The 17,350-nt window shown below is 60.1% G+C and carries 18 protein-coding genes; 11 read left to right on the top strand and 7 right to left on the bottom strand.

Annotation, left to right across the window (positions count from 1 at the left end):
• Positions 1-16 precede the first annotated feature (16 nt).
• The 4 genes from hpxZ to DXX3274_RS17440 are packed head-to-tail and all read right to left on the bottom strand — an operon-like array spanning position 17 to position 3,634.
• Positions 17-397 (bottom strand): oxalurate catabolism protein HpxZ, encoded by a 381-nt coding sequence (gene hpxZ, locus DXX3274_RS17455; RefSeq protein ID WP_042860849.1) that lies wholly within the window; start codon positions 395-397, stop codon positions 17-19.
• Complete coding sequence (locus DXX3274_RS17450; RefSeq protein ID WP_042860848.1) at positions 394-1,806, bottom strand: AtzE family amidohydrolase; 1,413 nt, start codon at positions 1,804-1,806, stop codon at positions 394-396. The genes hpxZ and DXX3274_RS17450 overlap by 4 nt, the downstream gene beginning before the upstream one ends.
• Positions 1,803-2,000, bottom strand: coding sequence for an oxalurate catabolism protein HpxX (hpxX, locus tag DXX3274_RS17445; protein WP_038666285.1), 198 nt, complete (start codon positions 1,998-2,000; stop codon positions 1,803-1,805). The genes DXX3274_RS17450 and hpxX overlap by 4 nt, the downstream gene beginning before the upstream one ends.
• A 44-nt stretch (positions 2,001-2,044) precedes the next feature.
• On the bottom strand, positions 2,045-3,634 hold the full coding sequence (locus tag DXX3274_RS17440) for a gamma-glutamyltransferase family protein (protein ID WP_042860847.1): 1,590 nt from the start codon (positions 3,632-3,634) through the stop codon (positions 2,045-2,047).
• A 160-nt stretch (positions 3,635-3,794) separates the two neighbouring features.
• Here DXX3274_RS17440 and DXX3274_RS17435 point away from each other — a divergent pair, with 160 nt between their 5' ends.
• The 8 genes from DXX3274_RS17435 to DXX3274_RS17400 all read left to right on the top strand — a co-directional run bounded on the left by DXX3274_RS17435 (position 3,795) and on the right by DXX3274_RS17400 (position 12,204).
• Positions 3,795-4,634, top strand: a complete 840-nt coding sequence (locus DXX3274_RS17435) for a MurR/RpiR family transcriptional regulator (RefSeq protein ID WP_042860846.1) — start codon at positions 3,795-3,797, stop codon at positions 4,632-4,634.
• Positions 4,635-4,909: 275 nt separating this feature from the next.
• Complete coding sequence (locus DXX3274_RS17430; protein ID WP_084478823.1) at positions 4,910-5,701, top strand: transporter substrate-binding domain-containing protein; 792 nt, start codon at positions 4,910-4,912, stop codon at positions 5,699-5,701.
• 9 nt (positions 5,702-5,710) lie between these two features.
• Positions 5,711-6,376 carry an amino acid ABC transporter permease gene (locus DXX3274_RS17425; protein WP_038666293.1) on the top strand — a complete coding sequence of 222 codons (666 nt, stop codon included), beginning with the start codon at positions 5,711-5,713 and terminating at the stop codon, positions 6,374-6,376.
• A complete protein-coding gene (locus DXX3274_RS17420) occupies positions 6,376-7,032 on the top strand; it encodes an amino acid ABC transporter permease (RefSeq protein WP_042860845.1) in 657 nt (218 codons plus the stop codon). The genes DXX3274_RS17425 and DXX3274_RS17420 overlap by 1 nt, the downstream gene beginning before the upstream one ends.
• On the top strand, positions 7,013-7,744 hold the full coding sequence (locus DXX3274_RS17415; RefSeq protein ID WP_033570587.1) for an amino acid ABC transporter ATP-binding protein: 732 nt from the start codon (positions 7,013-7,015) through the stop codon (positions 7,742-7,744). The genes DXX3274_RS17420 and DXX3274_RS17415 overlap by 20 nt, the downstream gene beginning before the upstream one ends.
• A gap of 62 nt (positions 7,745-7,806) precedes the next feature.
• Positions 7,807-9,051 carry an alanine--glyoxylate aminotransferase family protein gene (locus DXX3274_RS17410; RefSeq protein WP_042860844.1) on the top strand — a complete coding sequence of 415 codons (1,245 nt, stop codon included), beginning with the start codon at positions 7,807-7,809 and terminating at the stop codon, positions 9,049-9,051.
• Entirely contained in the window at positions 9,048-10,313 is a 1,266-nt protein-coding gene (gene hpxK / locus DXX3274_RS17405; RefSeq protein ID WP_042860843.1) for an allantoate amidohydrolase, read from the top strand. The genes DXX3274_RS17410 and hpxK overlap by 4 nt, the downstream gene beginning before the upstream one ends.
• Positions 10,314-11,031: 718 nt before the next feature.
• Entirely contained in the window at positions 11,032-12,204 is a 1,173-nt protein-coding gene (locus DXX3274_RS17400) for a hypothetical protein (RefSeq protein WP_042860842.1), read from the top strand.
• 85 nt (positions 12,205-12,289) lie between these two features.
• Here DXX3274_RS17400 and DXX3274_RS17395 read toward each other — a convergent pair whose 3' ends face one another.
• The gene (locus tag DXX3274_RS17395) at positions 12,290-13,057 is read right to left on the bottom strand and encodes an amidohydrolase (protein ID WP_042860841.1); all 768 of its coding nucleotides are present in this window, start codon (positions 13,055-13,057) and stop codon (positions 12,290-12,292) included.
• Positions 13,045-14,202: a pyridoxal phosphate-dependent aminotransferase gene (locus tag DXX3274_RS17390; protein ID WP_042860840.1), complete on the bottom strand. Its 1,158-nt coding sequence runs from the start codon at positions 14,200-14,202 to the stop codon at positions 13,045-13,047. Before DXX3274_RS17390 ends, DXX3274_RS17395 begins: the two co-directional genes overlap by 13 nt.
• Before the next feature lie 189 nt (positions 14,203-14,391).
• Between DXX3274_RS17390 and DXX3274_RS17385 the strand changes: the two genes are divergently transcribed.
• The 3 genes from DXX3274_RS17385 to DXX3274_RS17375 are packed head-to-tail and all read left to right on the top strand — an operon-like array spanning position 14,392 to position 16,252.
• Entirely contained in the window at positions 14,392-15,006 is a 615-nt protein-coding gene (locus DXX3274_RS17385; RefSeq protein ID WP_042860838.1) for a methylthioribulose 1-phosphate dehydratase, read from the top strand.
• Positions 15,003-15,695 carry an acireductone synthase gene (gene mtnC / locus DXX3274_RS17380; RefSeq protein WP_042860837.1) on the top strand — a complete coding sequence of 231 codons (693 nt, stop codon included), beginning with the start codon at positions 15,003-15,005 and terminating at the stop codon, positions 15,693-15,695. The genes DXX3274_RS17385 and mtnC overlap by 4 nt, the downstream gene beginning before the upstream one ends.
• A gap of 14 nt (positions 15,696-15,709) precedes the next feature.
• Positions 15,710-16,252 carry an acireductone dioxygenase gene (locus DXX3274_RS17375; RefSeq protein WP_042860836.1) on the top strand — a complete coding sequence of 181 codons (543 nt, stop codon included), beginning with the start codon at positions 15,710-15,712 and terminating at the stop codon, positions 16,250-16,252.
• A 62-nt stretch (positions 16,253-16,314) separates the two neighbouring features.
• Here the strand turns inward: DXX3274_RS17375 and mtnA are convergent, their stop codons facing one another.
• On the bottom strand, positions 16,315-17,346 hold the full coding sequence (mtnA, locus tag DXX3274_RS17370) for an S-methyl-5-thioribose-1-phosphate isomerase (RefSeq protein WP_042860835.1): 1,032 nt from the start codon (positions 17,344-17,346) through the stop codon (positions 16,315-16,317).
• Positions 17,347-17,350: the final 4 nt, after the last annotated feature.

Raw genomic sequence — 17,350 nt, 5'->3', positions numbered from 1 at the left:
GATAAGCCGTATCGGGTTATGCCATCAGGCTGACGTGGGCGGCGACAATACGCCAGCCTTGTTCGGTACGCAGCCAGGTTTGCATCTGGCGGCCGATTTTCTCACTGCCTTCACGACGAAATTCGGTGCTGGCGACCGCCATATCGCGGCCGTAGCTGGTGATCACCGTGTTTTGCAACCGGCGATCCAGCCCGGCCGACGGGCGCGCGGCGCGAAACTCGCGGATCTGTTCGATGCCGTACAGGTTTTCCGACGCGCCGTAGCGCACGGTGCGTTCATCGTGCCAGAACAGCTCGTCCAGTACCTCGATGTCGTTGCCGGTAAGCGCCTTTTCATAACGATAAAACGCGGTAGTGATCTCGGCCAGAACGTCAGGCAGATTGATCTCGGGTGTCATACGGAAGCTCCTTGTGAATGAAGGGACGCGGGCGGTAAAACCCGGGCAATGCCTTGTTGTTCCAGACGCCAGGCGGCGCGCAACGCGACATCTTCCCGCCACGGCGCGGCGATCAACTGCACGCCGATCGGCAGCCCGCCGGCGGTTGCCAGCGGTACCGTCACCACCGGCAGGCCGACGAACGAAATCGGCTGGGTCAGCATCCCCATGCTGGCGCGGATCGGCAAATCGGTGTGATTGATGCGCATGGTTTCCTGACCGATGAGCGTTGCCGGGCATGGCGTGGCCGGCGCGATCAGCAGATCGGTATCGGCGAACAGCGCCAGCATGTCGCGGCGGAAATGATCGCGGAAACGCTGCGCCTGTACGTACCAGGCGGCCGGGATCATCGCCCCGGCCAGCAACCGTTCGCGGGAGAGCGGTTCAAACAGATCCGGCGTGGCGCGCAGGGCGGGCAGATACTGGTTGCCGCCTTCGCTGGCGGAGAGAATAAACGCCGCCGTACGCGCCAGAGCGGCATTATCCAGCGCCACGTCATCATCGGCGTTTAACGCATTCGCCACCTGTCGTACCGCGGCGGCGGCCTGTTCATCGCACCATTGCGCGAAGTAACCGCCCAGCACCCGGCTGCGCAGCGGCGTCTCGTCCGTCAGCGACGGTACGGTCGAGCGCAGCGGTTGAATCGCCTGAAATCGATCCGCCGGATCGAATCCTTGCAGCTCGTCATACACCAGCGCCAGATCTTCAGCGCCGCGCGTCAGCGGGCCGATATGATCGAGGCTGCCGACAAACGGCTGGGTGCCGTGGCGCGACAGCCGGCCGAAGGTGGGCTTCAGTCCGAAGATCCCACACAGTGAAGCGGGAACGCGGATCGAACCGTTGGTATCGCTGCCGAGCGAGAAATTCACCAACCCAGCCGCCACCGCCGCCGCCGATCCACCGGAAGATCCGCCGGCGATACGGGTCAGATCGTGTGGATTGCGGGTGGCGCCGTAGTGACTGTTTTCGGTGGTAAAACCGTAGGCGTAGGCATCCATATTCAGCAGCCCGGACAGCAGCGCGCCGCAGGACTGTAACTGACGCACCGCAAACGCGTCCTGCGTTGCCGGCGCGCGCTGGCTGAACAGTCTGGCGCCGGCCAGCGTGGTTTCGCCAGCGACGTCAAACAGGTTTTTTACCGCGTAGGGGACCGCCGCCAGCGCGGGCAGCGCCTTCCCCTGATGACGTTTGCTGTCGATGTCGGCGGCTTCCGCCAGCATACGTTGCGCGGTGACGCCGGTATAAGCGTTGACCGCCGGATTGCGCCGTTCGATTTGCGCCAGCGTGTCGCGGGCGATGTCGATGGCGGAAAGGTGACCGCCCGTCAGTTCAGCCCGTAGCGCGCGGATAGACAGTTGAGCAGGGGTCATGGCCGGTACACTCCCGCCACTTCCTGACGCTCGTCCAGCGGGAACGCCATCAGCGGCTGCGCCATCGCGGCGATACGTGTGAATTGCACCTGTAGTTCCTGACGACGGGCATCATCCAGCTCCAGTTGCAGCAGGGTTTCCATCTGTTGCAGGTACGCGGCCAGCGCGTCCTGATCGATATCCTTTTTTTCCATGAGCGAAGACCTTATCGGGGTGTGAGATTAGCCAGATAGCGAGATTAAAATCCGGCGGCGCTGCCGTTGCTGCGCGGGTCGCTGGCGCCTTCCAGCATGCCGTTGGCATGACGGACGACGGCGCCGGCATGGCCGACGGTTTCGCTAAATCCGGTGAGCAGTTCCACGTCGTGGCCCAGCGTGCGCAACGCCTCGACGGTGGCCGGGGTGAAGCGGTCTTCCAGTTTCAGCGTGTCGGAAGACTGGCCCCAGGTACGGCCCAGCAACCAGCGCGGCGCGGTAATCGCCTGTTGCAGCGGTACGCCCTGCATCACGTGGCGGATGAACAACGCCGCCTGCGTCTGCGGCTGGCCGTCGCCGCCCATCGAGCCGTACACCATCGTGCGTCCGTCAGACAGTCGCGCCGCCGCCGGATTAAGGGTGTGAAACGGCTGCTTGCCCGGTTCCAGCGCCAGCAGATGATCCGGGTCCAGACTGAAGGAGGCGCCGCGGTTTTGCCACAGCACGCCGGTGCCCGGCAATATCATGCCGCTGCCGAATTCGTGATAGATGCTCTGGATAAACGATACCGACAGGCCGTGGCGATCGCACACGCCCAGCCAGACGGTGTCGCCCGGACCCTTGCCTTGCCCCCAGGGCGCGGCGGAGCGGGTGTCGACGTGCTTGCTCAACGTATCCAGATGGCTGGAGGATAGCAGCGCCTGAATATCCTGCGTAATCCGTTTCGGGTCGGTGATGTATTTGTCGCGCAGCCTGAAAGCCAGCTTGGTGGCTTCCACCACGCGGTGTATGGTCTGGCTGTCGCTAAGGTCTTCCATCCCCAGTCGGTCGGTGATGCCCAGAATCGCCAGCGACACCAGCCCCTGCGTCGGCGGCGCCAGATTGAACACCTCGCCTTTGCTGTGTTTCAGCACCAGCGGCGTGGCGCGTCGGGCGCGGTAGTTCGCCAGATCGTCAGCGGTGACCGGCATGCCCAGCTCCGCCATTTGTGCCGTCATGCGCGCCGCCAGCGCGCCGCGGTAAAAGCTGTCCAGCCCGTCCTGCGCCAGTTGTTGCAGCGTGTCGGCCAGATCCGGCTGGGTAAAACGGCTGCCGGTGCGCGGGATGACGCCCTGCGGCATGAAGACGCGGCAGAATTCGGCGAAATCGCTCAGTTCGTGATGACGGCTGATCAGCGCGTCTTCCTGCGACTGGGTGACCGGAATACCGTTGCGGGCATAGCCGATAGCGTCTTCCAGCAGGCTGGCGAGCGGCAACGGGCGGCTAATATCCAGCTCGGCGGCATACGTCAGCGCTTCCTGCCAGCCGCCCACGGTGCCGGCCACGGTCAGCGCCGCCGTTGGGCCGCGGTGTGGAATGCGGCTGGAGCCGGCGTACCGATCGCGGGTCGCCAGCGAACCGGCCGCGCCGCTGGCATCGATGGCAATCGGGGCGCCCTGCGGCGGCACAATCAGCCAGAAACCATCGCCGCCCAGGCTGTTCATATGCGGGTAAACCACCGCAATCGCCGCCGCGGCGGCGACCATCGCTTCGATAGCGTTGCCCCCGGCGCGCAAAATGCGCTGCGCGCTGGCGCTGGCAAGATGATGCGGCGTGACCGCCATGCCCGACGGGGCGATATTGCTTTGCATCATAAGGGATAAGGCTCTTGTTGGACTGTAGGGTGGTCGATGCTAAGCAAAAGCCGTTCCACCTTTTCTGCTTGCTGCCGACCAACGTTTGTATGTTATGTTCAGCATAGCGCCGAAAGGATGAAACAAAAGTTACAGGATTCAAAAAATGGCAGAGACAGGCATGAAACAGATTGATGAACGGCTGCGCAGTCAGTACAGCGAGTTATCGCCGCAGGAACAGCGGGTGGCGGAGTTTATCTTCGATCATCTGGATGACCTGATCAGCTATAACAGCGCCGAGCTGGCGCGGCTGAGCGGCGTGTCCAAAGCCACGGTCAGCCGCCTGTTCCGCCGCCTCGGTTACCCCAGCTACCGGGAGATGCGCGATGAGCTGCGCACCCTGCGCCAGAGCGGTATGCCGCTGACCGATAACCGGGACGCGGTGCAGGGCAACACGCTGCTGGCGCGCCATTACAAACAGGAAATGGCTAACCTGACGCAGTGGGTCAACCAGATCGATCCGCAGCAGTTCGGCGCGCTGATCGCCGCGTTGCAGCAGGCGCGGCGCGTCTGTGTTCTCGGGCTGCGCAACAGCTACCCGGTGGCGCTGCACCTGCGTCAACAATTGCTGCAAATCCGCCCGCAGGTGCCGCTGCTGGCGCAACCCGGCCAGACACTGGCGGAAGAGCTGGCGGATCTGGATGAACGGGATGTGGTGGCGGTGGTGGCGTTCCGCCGCCGTCCGCGCCTGATCCTGCCGCTGTTGCAGCAATTGCGCGCCCGGCGGATTCCGGTGTTGCTGCTGTGCGAACCGCAGGCGCATACGCTGCCGCCGCTGGCTTCCTGGGCGTTGACCGCGCCGCTGGACAGCGTATCGGCCTTTGACAGCTACGCCAGCGCCATGAGTCTGGTTAACCTGATCAGCAACGCGCTGCTGCATCAGATGCTGGCGGAGGGCCGTCAGCGCATCCACGATATTGCCGACCTTTACCTGCAACTCGACGAACTGGAACAGCGATAAACGCGCGCCTCGCTGGTGCGGTTGTTCTGTTTTGGTGCAACTCTTTCCCGTTTTTATGCCCTGTCATTGTGCGTTGCGGACTGCGGGTCCGGACGCATTCGCTCACTGAACGATGGCTTTTCTTGCGCGGAGCAACCTGCCTCTGCCCTTGCTATTAGTGGTGATGTCTCTATGTGATATCTGGCATGCATCTTGCTTTTATTTCTGAAACTAAGGTTTCAATATTTTTATTGAAGAATCTTTGGTTTCAAACTAACTTAACCGGGGGCACAGCAATGAAGATCGGAAAACGTTTTTTGGCGGTAGTTGGCGCAGCGCTGTTGATGGTTCAGGCCGGACAGGCGATGGCGGATCAGTTGCAGGATATCCAGAAGCGCGGCGTGCTGCGTGTCGCCGTGCCGCAGGATTTCCCGCCGTTCGGCTCGGTCGGCACCGATTTGCAACCGCAAGGCTATGACATCGACATGGCGCGCTATCTGGCCAGTGAGATGAAACTAAAGTTGCAGCTGGTGCCGGTAACCAGCGCCAACCGCGTGCCCTATCTGCAAACCGACAAGGTGGATCTGGTGATTTCCAGCCTGGGTAAAAACGCCGAACGTGAAAAAGTGATCGATTTCAGCCGCGCCTATGCGCCGTTCTTCCTCGGCGTATTTGGTCCGAAAGACACCAATGTCGGCGCGCCGGAGGCGTTGCAGGGCAAAACCGTCGGCGTGACCCGCGGCGCGGTGGAAGACATGGTGCTGACCGAAATCGCGCCCAAGGCCGCCGACATCAAGCGTTACGAAGACAACAACACTACGCTGTCTGCCTACCTGTCCGGTCAGGTGCAGTATATCGCCACCGGCAACCTGGTCGTGGCGGCGATTGCCGAGAAGAACCCGGCCAACGCGCCGGTGGCGAAATTCATGCTGAAAGACTCGCCCTGTTACATCGGCCTGAAGAAGGACGAACCGGCGCTGAAAGCGAAAATCAACGAACTGATTGAAAAAGCCGTCAAGGACAACACGCTCAACGGCCTGTCCGAGAAATGGCTGAAAGCGCCGCTGCCGGCCAATCTGGGCGCGTAAGGATAAGCCATGACCTACCAGCTTCATTTCGCGGCGCTATGGCCTTACTGGCCGGAGTTATTGGCCGGCCTGTGGGTCACCGTGCAACTGACGACGATGGCGACGATCGGCGGGATCGCCATCGGCATCTGCGGCGCGGCATTGCGCAGCGGTAAGCCGACCGTGGTCAGCCGCCTGTGGGGCCTGTACGTCGAGGCGATCCGCAATACGCCGTTTGTGGTGCAACTGTTTTTCATCGTGTTCGGTCTGCCGGGGCTGGGGCTCAAACTCACCGCCGGGCAGGCCGCCCTGCTGGCGATGCTGGTTAATCTGGGGGCCTACAGCACGGAGATTATCCGCGCCGGCATCCAGGTGACGCCGAAAGGCCAGTGGGAAGCCGCGCGGGTGCTGGGGCTGTCGCGCGCCCAGACGTTTACGCGGGTGATTCTGCCGCCCGCGCTGCAACGGATTTATCCGGCGCTGGTTAGCCAGTGCATCATCGTGATGCTCGGTTCGTCCGTGGTATCGCAGGTGTCGTACGAAGAACTGACCTTCGCCGCCAATTTAATTCAGTCCCGGACCTTCCTCAGTTTCGAGGTGTATCTGGTGACCACGCTCTGCTATCTGGCGCTGTCGATGCTGATGCGTCAGCTGCTGTTGCTGGCCGGGCGACGCTTTTTGGGGACGCCGCGCTGATGATGACGTTTACTGACTGGGATATTGTGCGCAACCTGCTGCTGGCCGGGCGCTGGACGGTACTGCTGTCGCTGGCGGCGTTTTTCGGCGGTGGGCTGGTGACGTTGCCGTTGCTGCTGCTGAGCCTGACCAAACGTCCGTGGCCGCTGCGTCTGACCCGGCTGTACGCCGATGTGTTTCAGGGCACGCCGCTGCTGATGCAGCTGTTTCTGGCGTTTTTCGGGCTGGGATTGTTCGGCATCGACGTCAGCCCGTGGACCGCCGCTGCGCTGGCGCTGACGCTGTTTACCAGCGCGTTTCTGCTGGATATCTGGCACGGCAGCGTGCAGGCGCTGCCGAAAGGGCAGTGGGAAGCCTGCCGCTGTCTGGGGCTGAGCTTCACGCAGACGTTGACCCGGGTGATTGCCCCCCAGGCAATGCGTATCGCCATCGCGCCGACGGTCGGCTTTTCGGTGCAGGTGATCAAGGGCACCGCGCTGGCGTCGATCATCGGTTTCGTCGAACTGACCAAGGCCGGCACCATGCTCAATAACGTCACCTTCCAGCCGTTCAAGGTGTTCGGGCTGGTGGCGCTGGGCTATTTCCTGCTGTGTTACCCGCTGTCGTACTACAGCCGTTATCTGGAGAAGAAATTCAATGCCGCTCATCACCATTAATCAGGTCCATAAATATTACGGCCAGAACCACGTGCTGAAAGGGGTGGATCTGGATATCGACGTGGGCGAGGTGATCTCCATCATCGGCCGTAGCGGCTCCGGCAAAAGCACCCTGCTGCGGTGCATCAACGGGCTGGAAGGCTATCAGGACGGCAGCATCAAGCTCGGCGGCATGACCATTACCGACCGCGACTCGCAGGCGCGGGAAATCAGCCGTTCGGTCGGCATGATTTTTCAGAATTTCAACCTGTTCCCGCATATGACCGCGCTGGAAAACGTGATGCTGGCGCCCAAACTGGTGCTGGGTAAAAGCGCCGCCGAGTGCCGTGAACTGGGTGTGAAGATGCTGGAGAAAGTCGGGCTGGGCGAGCGCATCGATTACTACCCGTCCAGCCTGTCCGGCGGCCAACAACAACGCGTGGCGATCGCCCGCGCGCTGGCGATGAACCCGAAGGTGCTGCTGTGCGACGAGATCACCTCCGCGCTGGATCCGGAACTGGTCGGCGAAGTGCTGAAAGTGCTGGAACAGCTGGCGGCCGAAGGCATGACGCTGATTCTGGTCACCCACGAAATGAATTTCGCCCGCGAGGTCGGTGACCGGGTGGTGTTCATGCATCAGGGCAAGGTGTGGGAGCAAGGCAAAGGCGATGAACTGTTCGCCAACCCGCAGACCGCTGAACTGAAACAGTTTATCGCCTCGGTGCGGCTGTAACGCCGTGAGCCGTATGAGCGATTACGATTTTAATGTTATCAAGGACATCAGGAGTTCATCACATGCATAACGACCTGTTTGCGCAGATCAATCCGCCCCATCGCCTGCTGATGGGGCCCGGCCCGATCAATGCCGACCCGCGCGTACTGCGCGCGATGGCCAGCCAACTGGTCGGGCAGTATGACCCGGCGATGACCGAGTACATGAACCAGGTGATGGCGTTGTACCGCCAGCTGTTCCGCACCGACAACCGCTGGACCATGCTGGTGGACGGTACGTCCCGCGCCGGTATCGAGGCGATTCTGGTCTCGGCGATCCGTCCCGGCGATCGGGTGCTGGTGCCGGTGTTCGGCCGCTTCGGCCATCTGCTGTGCGAGATTGCCCGCCGTTGCCGCGCCGATGTGCACACCATTGAAGCGCCGTGGGGCGAGGTGTTCACGCCGGACCAGATCGAAGACGCCATTAAACGGGTGAAGCCGCGTCTGCTGCTCACCGTACAGGGCGATACCTCCACCACCATGTTGCAGCCGCTGGCGGAGCTGGGCGCTATCTGCCGTCGCCATGACGTGCTGTTCTACACCGATGCCACCGCGTCGTTCGGCGGCAACCCGCTGGAAACCGACGCCTGGGGGCTGGATGCGGTCTCCGCCGGGTTGCAGAAGTGCCTGGGCGGGCCGTCCGGCAGTTCGCCGGTGACCCTCAGCCCGCGTATGGAGGCGGTGATTCGTCAGCGTAAATGCGTGGAGCAGGGCATCCGCACCGTCGATCATCAGGACGGCGACGACGAAATGATTTATTCCAACTATTTCGACCTCGGCATGATCATGGATTACTGGGGGCCGGAGCGGCTGAACCACCATACCGAGGCCACTAGTATGCTGTTCGCCGCCCGCGAGTGCGCCCGCGTTATTCTGGAAGAGGGGCTGGACGCCAGTATCGCCCGCCACCAGTTGCACGGTAATGCGCTGCTGGCCGGCATCGAAGGCATGGGGTTGCAGCCGTACGGCGATATCGCCAACAAGATGAACAACGTGCTGGGCGTGGTGATCCCGCAGGGCGTCCACGGCGAGCAGGTGCGCAAGCTGCTGCTGGAGGATTTCGCCATCGAGATCGGTACCTCGTTTGGGCCGTTGCAGGGCAAGATCTGGCGCATCGGCACCATGGGCTACAACGCCCGCAAAGACTGCGTGATGCAGACGCTGACCGCGCTGGAAGCGGTGTTGAACCACCTTGGTTTCCGCTCCGCGCAGGGCGCGGCGTTGCAGGCCGCCTGGGATGTGTACGCCGCCGCTCGGGCGCCGGCATGAGCGAGGTGCTGATGGAAAGCGTAATGACGGACCTCAACGCGCAGGAGGCCGCTCGGCGGGTGATGGCGCGCTGCGATCGGCTGGCGGCCATCAGTGAAACCGCCGGCCAGCTTACCCGGGTTTATCTGTCGCCGCAGCATCTGCAGGCCAACCAGCAGGCGGGCGAGTGGATGCGGGAAGCGGGTATGCGCGTGTGGCAGGATAGCGTCGGCAATATTTGCGGCCGCTATGAAGGCAGTGCGCCGGGCGCGCCGGCGCTGTTGCTGGGATCGCACCTCGACACCGTACGCAACGCCGGCCGTTACGACGGTATGCTGGGCGTGCTGGCGGCGATTGAAACGGTGTCATTTCTGAATCAGCGTGGCGTTCGTTTGCCGGTGGCGCTGGAGGTGATCGGCTTTGGCGACGAGGAAGGCACCCGCTTTGACGTCACGCTGCTCGGTAGTCGCGGACTGACCGGAACCTGGCCCGACGGCTGGCTGTCGCGTCCGGACGCCAACGGCATTACCGTCGCGCAGGCGCTGACGCAGGCCGGGCTGGATCCGGACGCCATCGCACAGGCGGCTCGTCCGGCAGCGGATATTCTGGCCTATCTGGAGTTGCACATCGAGCAGGGGCCGTGTCTGGAACAGGCCGGGCTGGCGCTGGGCGTGGTGACGGCGATCAACGGCGCGCGGCGGCTGAACTGCACCTTTATCGGTCATGCCGGCCATGCCGGTACGGTGCCGATGTCGCAGCGGCAGGACGCGCTGGCGGCAGCGGCGGCGTGGATGACCCAGGCCGAGCAGGTAACGCGCGACAGCGATCCCTATCTGGTGGCGACCTTCGGCACCTTGCAGTGCCTGCCGGGTGCCGCCAACGTGATTCCCGGTGAAGTAAGGCTGACGTTGGATATCCGCGGCCCGGACGACAAACCGCTGGATGCGCTGTTGCAACGGCTGCTGACGCTGGCGCGCGACATCGCCATGCAGCGCGGCTGCGCTTTCAGCGCCGAAGAGTATTACCGCATCGCCGCCACCCGTTGCGACGACGATCTGCAACAGCGGTTGTCCGCTGCGGTGACGCAGGTGCAGGGCGATAATCTGCATCTGCCGAGCGGCGCCGGCCATGACGCCATCGCCATCGCCGAACGCTGGCCGGTGGGGATGTTGTTTATGCGCTGCAAGGGCGGCGTCAGCCACCATCCCGACGAGTCGGTACTGACGGACGATGTAGCGCTGGCGGTGCAGGCGCTGCTGTTGACGGTGCTGGGCTATCGTTGACAACCGGTTGTATCTGGAGGTAGGCCACATTGATGTGGCCTGTGGCTATGAGCGTGGCGTTGGTCAACGCGGAGGTCGGCATTCTCCACTCTGGTTCTGAGTGTGACGATGTAAAGTCGCAATGCTGTAGCTGCTGGCGTAACACCAAGAGCTTGCTCCACCGGCACCTAAATGTATCAAGTCGTATAAAAGTATATCGTTAGTCGTGTACTTCTCTTAATTTTTGAGGGAAGAGGTTTATTGAGATTCGTGACTTATTTTTATGCATAATAATGCGGTGCTAAGAAAATTTTTTATTCTAAACAATGAATAAATTTTGCTAGTGAAGGGCGTTTGTCGGTCATTTTGTATCAACTCATTATTTTAGCTAAATCACGCAGTGACTTTTGTTCGCTTTTTTTTGCCACGAATATTTCGCTTTTCCATTCATTTTGTAATACATCATTGAGATTGATATCATTTAATCATTATTTTTCTGAAATGAAATTGTCGTCATTGTGATTTTAATATTACCTGGCGTAATTCATGTTGGGTTCTGTTTTTCTTTTTTATAGTTCATTGTTGCGTGTTATAACCGGTAATTTGTTAGATATGGCCATGCTTATTATATTCAAGTCGCTCCTGTACTGACTTCTGTTACTCATTTTCGGTTATCTGTTTTAGATTGACTGGGAAGGTGTGCGGCTGCTGGTGGGATGAGGTTGAAATTATTTTAGGCATGAATGTTATTATTTTTGAGGAAATAATGATGATCTATCTGAGGGCTGTGTTTTTTATTATTACAGGTCTTTTTCTCTTTATTGGTAATGTACAGGCCGAAACGAACTGGAATCCTGAGCATATTCTGGAAGCTTTTAAATATGCTTATGCGAATGGACAAACAACCGTGGGAGTTATCGCACATCGTGGTTTGGTTTCTGATGGTTGCCCTGAAAATTCACAATGCTCTATTGATGCGACAGAAAATAATAATATTGAAGCGATTGAGCTTGATGTGAAACAGTCTGCTCAGGGTACGCCTTGGTTGTTTCATGATCAGAATGCGGGAAGAGTACTGTATCATTTTCCTCCATTTGATATATTTCAGGGGCCTAATTCACCGCGAGGATGGGACCCTGACTTTCGTACCATGACCGATAATGAACTGGCGCACAGTTACCTGCGTGATAAGAATTTTAGCGGCACCCGGTTTCATCCGCTAAACGTGCTGGAGGCATTACGCTATATAAAAGTCAAAGCACCTCATTTGCTTGTGGTGCTGGATATAAAAACGGTGGACGCGGCTTTACGTTGTGCCTCAATGGTTAAAGACCTGGGGATGGCGAATCAGGTAGTGCTAAAATTCAGCGCATCCTTGTATGCCAGTAATCCGTTAAGACTTGGCGAAGTTTATGAAGGGGTGCATTTTGTCCCGACGGTTTATGCTGGTGACCTTGATAATATCGCCGTAAGTTTCACCAATGTCTTTTGCAGTGCTGCGGTAGAGGTACATCATTGTCGGGCGGAAGAGTGGATAAAGGTGGCATACGATCAGGGCGCTTCCTGGGTCGAAATTGGTAACAAGGACCCCAACTATCCCGATCCCACCTCCAGTTATGTGGCACAGGCGAAGCGTTATCGTCATCCTATTGGGGCGTTTACGCCGGTGCCTGAATATAATCTGTCGAGAGGGGATGGCGCTTATTATGTTCGTAGCAATGGGACATGTTGCGCCCGATTATCGGATTACCTGACCAGAACCCGTTACTTCGGCAATGAAAGCGTGGACCATCGTGAGTCGCTCGGTCTGCAATTAACCAGTGGTTTCACCAGTGTCATTACCGATAATCCGTTGCAAGCGATCAGGGTGACGTCAGAACGGGGAGTGCGACACACAGAGCGTTATGAGTAATCCGTCTGTCAGGGTGACAAATACGTATTGCCCCTGCCGCTTGAGTATCGATAACGCCATACGGCAAGCGCCGTATGGCGGTTATTTACAAACCGAACTTGTCGGCATCGCGCCAGGCGGGGAAGGCTTCACGGTAGCTTTGCAGCGTTTCCAGCGACAGTTCGGCGTCAAGACGCGCGGGTTGATGCTCCGGCGCACAAGCCAGAATCGCGCCCTGTGCGTCGATAATCAGGCTGTCGCCCTGATAGCTGTGGCCGTTGCCGTCGATGCCGACGCGGTTGCAGCCTGCCACATAAGCCTGATTTTCAATCGCCCGCGCCGCCAGCAGCGTTTTCCAGTGCAGCGCGCGCGGCGCCGGCCAGTTGGCGACGTACAGCGCCAGATCGTAATCCTGACGGTTGCGGGACCACACCGGGAAACGCAGGTCGTAGCAGATCAGCGGCAGAATGCGCCAGCCGCGCCACTCCACGATTTCCCGCGTCTGGCCGGACTGGTAATACTCGTGCTCGCCCGCCATGCGGAACAGGTGACGCTTGTCGTACTGGTACACCCGCCCCTGCGGGTCGGCCAGCAGAAAGCGGTTGACCGCGCCTTTGCCGGTCTGCACCGCTACGCTGCCGCCCACCAGCGCATTGCTGCGCTGCGCCCACTGTTTCAGCCAGGCTTCCACCACCGACTGTTCCAGACTGCTTTTGGCCGCTTCCATCGCGAAACCGGTGGTGAACATTTCCGGCAGCACGATCAGATCGCGGTCGGTAATCTCGCCCAGCAGGCTGTCGAAATGGCTAAGGTTGGCGGGGCCGTCCATCCAGACCAGCGGTTGTTGTAACAGGGTGACCTTTAAAGTTGACATAAGCGCTCCGCAGCGGCATCCAGGGTTGATTCCTGTTTGGCAAAGCATAACCGAATCAGCGTATGAGGGAAGGGGGCTGCGCAGAACACGGACAGCGGAATCGCCGCCACGCCGACGTGCTCGGTCAGCCAGCGGCAGAAACTGACGTCATCCTGGCTGGAAATAGCGCGGTAGTCCGCCAGCAGGAAGTAGGTGCCTTCGCAGGGCAGAATATCCAGCCGACTGGCGGCCAGCGCGTTAACGAACCGGTCGCGTTTGGCGCGATAGAAGTCGGGCAGTTCGCGCCAGTGCTGCGACTGATGTTGCAGCATATCGGCAATCGCCAACTGCGCCGGCGTATTGACGGAAAACGTCAGGTACTGATGAACCTTGCGCACCTCGGCGCTGAGCGCCGCCGGCGCGACGCAATAACCCACTTTCCAGCCGGTCATATGGTAGGTTTTGCCGAAGGAGGACACGGCAATCGCCCGCTGGCGTAGTTCCGGATGCGCCAGCACGCTGGCGTGCCCATCGGCGGCGAAACAAATGTGCTCGTACACTTCATCGCTCAGCACATAGATGTGACGACTGGCGATGGCCTGCCAGAGCTGGCGGAAATCTTCCTGCTGCCAGACGGTGGCGGACGGATTGTGCGGCGTGTTGACGATCACCAGCCGGGTGCGATCGCTCAGTAAGGCGCCGAAAGCGGCCCAGTCGACGCGAAACGCCGGCGGCTGCAGGGCGATCCGTTTCAGTACGCCGCCGGCCAGTTGCACCGCTGGGGCGTAACTGTCGTAGCTGGGATCGAAGCAGACAACTTCGTCGCCCGGCCGCACCAGCGCGCTGATGGCGGCGAACAACGCCTCGGTGGCGCCGGCGGTGACCGTGACTTCGCTATCGGCGTCCGGCTGCCAGCCATAGAGCGCAGCGGTTTTTTCCGCAATCGCGTGGCGCAGCGGCGCTACGCCGGTCATCGGCGCGTACTGATTGGCGCCCTGACTGACGTGATAAGCCAGACGCTGTTTCAGGTAGTCCGGGCCGTCAAAATCCGGGAAGCCTTGCGACAGGTTGATCGCCCGATGCTGCTGCGCCAACGCGCTCATCTGGGTAAAAATGGTGGTGCCGAGGGAAGGGAGTTTACTGTCGGGGATCAGTGCGGCGCTCATGGCTGAAAAGGACTCCTGCAAGCCTGTATTGCTGCCACTATATACAGGATGCTAGTATTTGGCAATCAAGACGCTTGGACGTTTAAACGGCTAAATTCCATAATTCTCTAAGCCATAACCAAAAATGATAAGCAGGCTAATTAATTGGTTTGACAATTGCATGACAGCTTCACCTGCACAGGATGATTTATGAGTGATACTTCACAATTGGCCGCGCTGGTGGCGGCCTGCCACTGGATCGGCGAGAAAGGCTGGTGCCCGGCGACGGGCGGCAACATGTCCGTTCGCCTTGATGAACGGCAGTGTCTGATTACCGAATCCGGCAAGGATAAAGGCAGCCTGCGCGAAGACGATTTTCTACTGGTCGATATTGCCACCAATCATGTGCCGAGCGGTCGTACGCCATCGGCGGAGACTGGGCTGCATACGCTGCTCTACCGCTTATTTCCGGCAACAGGCGCGGTGCTGCATACCCATTCGGTCAACGCCACAGTATTGTCGCGGGTGGAAAAAAGCGACGCGCTGGTGCTGCAAGGGTATGAAATGCAGAAATCGCTGAGCGGTCAGCATACCCATCTGGATCAGGTGGCGATCCCGATTTTCGACAACGATCAGGATATTCCTGCGCTGGCGGGGCGGGTGGCGGCCCGTCATGAGGCGGCGCCGCTGCGCTACGGCTTTCTGGTGCGCGGGCACGGCCTGTACTGCTGGGGCCATGACGTTAAAGACGCTCGCCGCCATCTGGAAGGACTGGAATTCCTGTTCCAGTGCGAACTGCAACGGCGTTTACTGGAGGCCAAATGATTAAAGCGATTGTCACCGATATTGAAGGCACCACCAGCGATATTCGCTTTGTCCACAACGTGCTGTTCCCGTACGCCCGCGCAAGGCTGGCCGATGCGGTGGCGCAGGCGGACCGTGACCCGGAGATTGCCGCCGCGCTGACGTTAGCGCGTCAGGAGCTGGAGCAGCCGGACGCTTCGCCCGCGCAGCTGTTGGCCGCACTCAACCAGTTTATGGATGAAGACCGCAAATCGCCGGCGCTGAAGCTGTTACAGGGCATCATCTGGCGCAGCGGCTACCGTAACGGCGATTTTCGCGGCCATGTTTATCAGGACGTAGCGCCGCAACTGCGTGGCTGGCGCGAGCAGGGCATCGCGCTGTATGTCTACTCGTCCGGTTCGGTGGAAGCACAGCATCTGTTGTTTGGTCATAGCGACGCCGGCGATTTGCGGCCGCTGTTCAGCGACTATTTTGACACCCGCGTCGGCGCCAAGCGCGAGACGGCGTCGTACCAGAACATCGCCCGCGCTATCGGGTTGCCCGCCGGTGCGTTGCTGTTCCTGTCCGATATTCGTCAGGAACTGGACGCCGCCGAACAGGCGGGCTGGCATACCTGCCAGTTGATCCGTGACGACGCGGATGCCGACAGCCATCATCGTCAGGTAAACCGCTTTGATCAGATCGATCTGCATGCCTATCAGGCCAACTAACAGGAGAACCCGTCATGAGTGCCTTAACCATTTTCAGCGATACGGATGCCCGTCAGCCGGTCTGGCAAAGCCGCGATGCGGAAGCGATCAAACAGCAACTGAACGCCATCAATGTGCGTTTTGAACGTTGGCGGGCGGATCGTGAACTGAGCGCCAGTCCTGCCGCCGAAGAGGTGCTGTCCGCCTATCAGCACGAGATTGACAAGCTGGTGGCGGAAAAAGGTTACCAGAGCTGGGATGTAATCAGCATGCGTGCCGACAACCCGCAGAAAGCGGCGCTGCGCACCAAGTTTTTGTCGGAACACACCCACGGCGAAGATGAAGTGCGTTTCTTTGTCGAAGGCGCCGGGCTGTTTTGCCTGCACGTAGACGGCCGGATTTTCCAGATCCTGTGCGAAAAGAATGACCTGCTGTCGGTGCCCGCCGGTATTCCGCACTGGTTCGACATGGGATCCGAGCCGCACTTCACCGCCATTCGCCTGTTCGACAATCCGGATGGTTGGATTGCCCACTTCACCGGCGATGCCATCGCCGATGCCTATCCGAAACTGGCGTAATCCCGCATTAAGCCGTGTCTGCCTGTGTCAGACACGGTTTTTTTATTCCTACCCCTTTACTCTCATCCGGCCAGTGAACGTTGAAAAACGCCGTGGCGTACGTGTTCCGGGGTGATCACGCCGCAATCCAGAATCCAGCCGCTGACAAGCGCTGCCGGCGTGACATCGAACGCCGGGTTGTAAACCGGCGCGTGGTGCGGCGCCCACTGACACTGACCAAAACTGCCGGCCACGCCGGTGACTTCGCTGGCGGCGCGTTGCTCGATCGGAATGGCGTTGCCGTCCGGGCAGTGCGGATCGTGGGTGGTATGCGGCGCGGCGACGTAAAACGGAATACCGTGGTAGTGCGCCAGCACCGCCAGGCTGTAAGTGCCGATCTTGTTGGCGACGTCGCCGTTGGCGGCGATGCGATCCGCGCCGACCCAGATGGCGTCGACCCGGCCCTGCGCCATCAGCGAGGCGGCCATCGAGTCGCAGATCAGATGATAGGGAATCCCCAGTTCGCCCAGTTCCCAGGCGGTCAGGCGGCCGCCCTGCAACAGCGGACGGGTTTCATCCACCCAGACGTTTTCCACCTTGCCGTGCTGGTGAGCGCGCAGTATGACGCCAATCGCGGTGCCGACGCCCGCCGTCGCCAGCCCGCCGGTGTTGCAGTGGGTCAACAGACGGCTACCCGGTTTCACCAGCGCGGCGCCGTTGTTGGCAATCCGCTCGCACAGCGCTTTATCTTCCTCAATCAGCCGCAGCGCTTCCTGCGTCATGGCGCTGATGAAATCATCGGCGGCCAGCGCCTGCTTCATGCGATCCAGATTGTTCATCAGATTGACGGCGGTCGGGCGGGAAGCGCGCAACGTATCCAGCGCCTGCGCCAGTTGCGGCCGCAACAGACCCTGCTCCGCCAGCAGCGCCAGCAGCAGGCTGGCGGACAGCCCGATCAGCGGCGCGCCGCGTACCCGCAGGGTGCGGATATGGTCGACCAACGCATCGGTATCCGGGCAAGGGCACCAGATTTTTTCCTGCGGCAACGCCTGTTGATCAAGGATCCAGAGCTGATTATCAACGACTTTGAGGCTAGTGGTGTTAACGGTCTGCATGGGT

Origin of the sequence: Dickeya sp. NCPPB 3274 (assembly GCF_000406205.1) — a bacterium.
Classification (GTDB): Bacteria; Pseudomonadota; Gammaproteobacteria; order Enterobacterales; family Enterobacteriaceae; genus Dickeya; species Dickeya fangzhongdai.
This window is presented reverse-complemented; position numbering and strand designations above follow the sequence as displayed.

Coding starts and splice junctions, on each gene's coding strand:
- hpxZ (WP_042860849.1), bottom strand. CDS start 397: ATGACACCCGAGATCAATCTGCCTGACGTTCTGGCCGAGATCACTACC.
- DXX3274_RS17450 (WP_042860848.1), bottom strand. CDS start 1,806: ATGACCCCTGCTCAACTGTCTATCCGCGCGCTACGGGCTGAACTGACG.
- hpxX (WP_038666285.1), bottom strand. CDS start 2,000: ATGGAAAAAAAGGATATCGATCAGGACGCGCTGGCCGCGTACCTGCAA.
- DXX3274_RS17440 (WP_042860847.1), bottom strand. CDS start 3,634: ATGATGCAAAGCAATATCGCCCCGTCGGGCATGGCGGTCACGCCGCAT.
- DXX3274_RS17435 (WP_042860846.1), top strand. CDS start 3,795: ATGAAACAGATTGATGAACGGCTGCGCAGTCAGTACAGCGAGTTATCG.
- DXX3274_RS17430 (WP_084478823.1), top strand. CDS start 4,910: ATGAAGATCGGAAAACGTTTTTTGGCGGTAGTTGGCGCAGCGCTGTTG.
- DXX3274_RS17425 (WP_038666293.1), top strand. CDS start 5,711: ATGACCTACCAGCTTCATTTCGCGGCGCTATGGCCTTACTGGCCGGAG.
- DXX3274_RS17420 (WP_042860845.1), top strand. CDS start 6,376: ATGATGACGTTTACTGACTGGGATATTGTGCGCAACCTGCTGCTGGCC.
- DXX3274_RS17415 (WP_033570587.1), top strand. CDS start 7,013: ATGCCGCTCATCACCATTAATCAGGTCCATAAATATTACGGCCAGAAC.
- DXX3274_RS17410 (WP_042860844.1), top strand. CDS start 7,807: ATGCATAACGACCTGTTTGCGCAGATCAATCCGCCCCATCGCCTGCTG.
- hpxK (WP_042860843.1), top strand. CDS start 9,048: ATGAGCGAGGTGCTGATGGAAAGCGTAATGACGGACCTCAACGCGCAG.
- DXX3274_RS17400 (WP_042860842.1), top strand. CDS start 11,032: ATGAATGTTATTATTTTTGAGGAAATAATGATGATCTATCTGAGGGCT.
- DXX3274_RS17395 (WP_042860841.1), bottom strand. CDS start 13,057: ATGTCAACTTTAAAGGTCACCCTGTTACAACAACCGCTGGTCTGGATG.
- DXX3274_RS17390 (WP_042860840.1), bottom strand. CDS start 14,202: ATGAGCGCCGCACTGATCCCCGACAGTAAACTCCCTTCCCTCGGCACC.
- DXX3274_RS17385 (WP_042860838.1), top strand. CDS start 14,392: ATGAGTGATACTTCACAATTGGCCGCGCTGGTGGCGGCCTGCCACTGG.
- mtnC (WP_042860837.1), top strand. CDS start 15,003: ATGATTAAAGCGATTGTCACCGATATTGAAGGCACCACCAGCGATATT.
- DXX3274_RS17375 (WP_042860836.1), top strand. CDS start 15,710: ATGAGTGCCTTAACCATTTTCAGCGATACGGATGCCCGTCAGCCGGTC.
- mtnA (WP_042860835.1), bottom strand. CDS start 17,346: ATGCAGACCGTTAACACCACTAGCCTCAAAGTCGTTGATAATCAGCTC.